This is a genomic window from uncultured Chryseobacterium sp., assembly GCF_913776365.1.
In the GTDB taxonomy this organism is placed as follows: domain Bacteria; phylum Bacteroidota; class Bacteroidia; order Flavobacteriales; family Weeksellaceae; genus Chryseobacterium.
In genome coordinates, this window is sequence record NZ_CAJYMO010000248.1 from 1 (window position 1) to 3,457 (window position 3,457).

The window sequence follows — 3,457 nt, forward strand, 5'->3', positions numbered from 1 at the left end:
TTGTTGTAGAATGTCACTTTTATGCTGGCTTTACCTACGTTGCTGTCGGCGGCAATCACCCTCATGCCCAGACCAAGGGCGATCTTAGCCACTTCCTGGCCTATTCTTCCCATGCCTACGATGCCTATCGTCTTTCCTTTCAGCTCAATTCCTGCCGCGTATGATTTTTTCAAGGCAGCAAAGTCGGTAGCTCCGGAAACCGGCATCTTCCTGTTGGAATCCTGCAGGAACCTCGCTCCTGAAAACAGATGGGCAAAAACCAGTTCGGCAACCGATTCTGAAGAGGCGGAAGGGGTGTTGATGACATGAATGCCTTTGTCGCGGGCATAGTCCACATCGATATTATCCATTCCGACTCCCCCACGGCCGATAATTTCCAGCGACGGACAGCTGTCGATAAGGTCTTTCCGTACCTGCGTGGCACTTCTTACCAGCAGGGTGCGGATCTTATGTTCATTAATGTAATCTGCCAGCTGCTCCTGTGCAACTTTTGCGGTAATCACTTCAAAACCTTTTTCCGTCAGTGCATCGATACCGGATTGGTCAAGGCCGTCATTTGCTAAAACTTTCATAAACTTTTTATTGATTTAAAATGAAAAAGATTAAACGGCTGCTGTACGTGAGATACATTAATCGTTTAATCTTGTTATATAATTTTTTATTCCCCTTCTTCTTTAAATACTTCAATCGTTACCTGCTTTTCGATGAGGTCGGTGAATTTCCCTTTGTATCTTGTGGCTCTTACCAGGTGGTTATCAATCCAGTGATAGTTCCCGCCTCTCGGTTTTCCGCACAGTACGCTGTGGTATTTGAAGCCGTGCTTATCCAGCCAGTCAATGGTCACCTGTTTGAGGTTTTCCGTTCTTGAAGTGAAAAAGCAGATCTGGTGGCCTTCGTCATACCATTTGTTGATTGTTTCCAGGGCATCCGGGAAAGGTTCGCAGGTTACCATTCTTTCAGGTTCTTCGTTCGGAACGTCTTCGGTAATGGTCCCGTCGATATCGATCAGGTAATTTTTTACGCCGTCCTTCAGGATCGGGCTGATATGATCTATGTACTCTAATTCCATCGTTAAAAAATTTGAGCAACGAAGTTACGGCTTTTACCGCAAAAAGCAGCCTTAAACTTAACAGATATCGATGCAAAAATCTAATTTTATTGGAAAAAATGCAAACTGGCACCGGACGGCGGATGCCGGCGAATTGTGACGCCAGTGAAAACAAAGAATTTTTATTCTGCAGTATTCCGATACCCGAGGACTTTGGCTATGCTTTATTACAGGAATAAAACAGGACTCCTGAAATCCAATGTCACTTATGGGTTTGAGCGGTTCTTATGACGTGTGGAAGCCAGCACATCCCCGCCCGTAAAAACCATGATGTTTTACCAAAAATTTCCGAAATACATTTATTACACTTACATTTGTAGAAATGGAAGAATTTGTAATTTTAGTCAGTCCGGACGACCGGATGACCGGTCTTATGGAAAAGCAGCAGGCTCATGTAAACGGCTTGCTGCACCGCGCTTTCTCCGTATTTCTCTTCAACAGCAAAGGGGAAATGCTGCTGCAGAAAAGAGCTTCCGGAAAATACCATTCGCCGCAGAAATGGACCAACGCGGTCTGCTCGCATCCGAGAACAGGGGAAACTTACCTGGATGGTGCGCGCCGCAGGCTGAAAGAAGAACTCGGTATCGAAGCTGAGCTTTCCGAGAAATTCCATTTTATTTATAAAGCCGATGTGGGAGACGGGCTCTGGGAACATGAACTGGACCATGTCTTCACTGGAATCTTTGAATCCGGATTCCGCCTGAACAAGGACGAAGTGGAAGAAGTACGCTACATCTCCCCCGAGGATCTTGACCGGGAAATGGCTGAAAACCCTGACGATTTTACCGAATGGTTCAAGATCATCCTGCAGGAATACAAGCACCAACTCTGAAACCATGAAGAAAATACGGTTCCTCCTGTTTTTAATGACAGCATTATCGGTCACTGCCCAATCAGTACCGGTAACCCAATATGAAAGCCCGAACTACTCCATTGCCTATCCCAAAGACTGGAAAGCAACCGACGACAGCGGCATCATCAATATATTTCCGCCCAACCAGATCGGGGCTGTCACCATTTCGGAATATCATGACCTCAACCTTCCCAAAACGGAAACTAAGAAATTCATCCTTGCCCTGTATCATTCCGGCGAAGATGAAAAAATGGTAACCAGCCAGAATGGCAGAAAAGGATATACCGAATATTTTTACGAATACCGTGATGAAAAGGAAAAACTGGTCTGGCTCACCAAAGTCTATCAGAAAGACAAAGACCTGTACCTGATTTCCGTCAACTGTGCGCAGAAATACTGGAACGGAAATTATATGAAACTGTTCAAAGAAGCTTTCGAAAGCTTTCAGGTAAAAAAATAAAAAAATAGAAATAAAAAGTAAACATGAAAAAAACAGCATTGTACGACAAGCATGTATCTTTAGGCGCTAAAATCGTACCGTTCGCAGGATTTGAAATGCCTGTACAATATTCCGGAGTTACCGAAGAACATTTTGCCGTACGGGAAAAAGCAGGCCTTTTTGATGTTTCCCATATGGGGCAGTTTTTCATCGAAGGTGCCGGCTCAAAAGAGCTTCTGCAATATGTGACCACCAATAATGTGGATGCCCTTGAAAACGGAAAAGCACAGTACTCATGCCTTCCCAACGAAAACGGCGGGATCGTGGACGACCTGATCGTTTACAAAATGGAGGACGATAAATACTTTGTTGTGGTCAATGCTTCAAACATCGATAAAGACTGGAACCATATTTCAAAATACAATAGTTTCGGGGCAAAAATGACGAACGCTTCAGACGACATGTCCCTTTTGGCCGTTCAGGGTCCTAAGGCTACGGAAATCCTTCAGAAGCTGACAGAAACCCATCTGTCCGAAATCCCTTACTATAACTTCACCGTGGGTTCTGTGGCAGGCGTACAGGACGTCATTATCTCAAATACGGGGTATACCGGAAGCGGCGGTTTTGAAATCTATTTCAGGAATGAGGATGCGGTAACGCTTTGGGATGCCATCATCGGGGCCGGCGCCGAAGAAGGCATCATTCCTTGCGGGCTGGCCGCCAGAGATACCTTACGGCTGGAAAAAGGGTTCTGCCTGTACGGAAATGACATCGACGATACCACTTCCCCGATCGAAGCCGGACTGGGATGGATCACCAAATTCGATAAGGATTTTGTGTCCAAAGAAACTTTCGCACAACAGAAGGAACAGGGCATTACCAGAAAACTGGTAGGTTTCGAACTGACCGACAAAGGCGTACCAAGACACGACTATCCGGTGGTAGATGCAGAAGGGAATGTTATTGGAAAAGTAACTTCCGGTACGCAGTCGCCGATGAAGAAAGTCGGTTTAGGTCTTGCCTATGTGGACAAGCCTCACTTCAAACTGGGTTCTGA

At 45.5% G+C, this 3,457-nt stretch carries 5 protein-coding genes; 3 read left to right on the forward strand and 2 right to left on the reverse strand.

Features of this window, described 5'->3' with window-relative positions:
* A partial coding sequence (locus QZ735_RS12590) for an NAD(P)-dependent oxidoreductase (RefSeq protein WP_294249002.1) occupies positions 1 to 572 on the reverse strand: 572 nt, incomplete at its 3' end.
* Between the two features lie 86 nt (positions 573 to 658).
* Positions 659 to 1,069 carry a phosphoheptose isomerase gene (locus QZ735_RS12595; protein ID WP_294249005.1) on the reverse strand — a complete coding sequence of 137 codons (411 nt, stop codon included), beginning with the start codon at positions 1,067 to 1,069 and terminating at the stop codon, positions 659 to 661.
* Positions 1,070 to 1,430: 361 nt separating this feature from the next.
* Here QZ735_RS12595 and idi point away from each other — a divergent pair, with 361 nt between their 5' ends.
* The 3 genes from idi to gcvT all read left to right on the forward strand — a co-directional run.
* On the forward strand, positions 1,431 to 1,940 hold the full coding sequence (gene idi / locus QZ735_RS12600) for an isopentenyl-diphosphate Delta-isomerase (protein WP_294249008.1): 510 nt from the start codon (positions 1,431 to 1,433) through the stop codon (positions 1,938 to 1,940).
* Between the two features lie 4 nt (positions 1,941 to 1,944).
* Positions 1,945 to 2,421 carry a hypothetical protein gene (locus tag QZ735_RS12605; protein WP_294249011.1) on the forward strand — a complete coding sequence of 159 codons (477 nt, stop codon included), beginning with the start codon at positions 1,945 to 1,947 and terminating at the stop codon, positions 2,419 to 2,421.
* Positions 2,422 to 2,444: 23 nt separating this feature from the next.
* On the forward strand, positions 2,445 to 3,457 hold a 1,013-nt coding region (gene gcvT / locus QZ735_RS12610), incomplete at its 3' end, for a glycine cleavage system aminomethyltransferase GcvT (RefSeq protein ID WP_294249014.1).

Coding starts and splice junctions, on each gene's coding strand:
- QZ735_RS12605 (WP_294249011.1), top strand. CDS start 1,945: ATGAAGAAAATACGGTTCCTCCTGTTTTTAATGACAGCATTATCGGTC.
- idi (WP_294249008.1), top strand. CDS start 1,431: ATGGAAGAATTTGTAATTTTAGTCAGTCCGGACGACCGGATGACCGGT.
- QZ735_RS12595 (WP_294249005.1), bottom strand. CDS start 1,069: ATGGAATTAGAGTACATAGATCATATCAGCCCGATCCTGAAGGACGGC.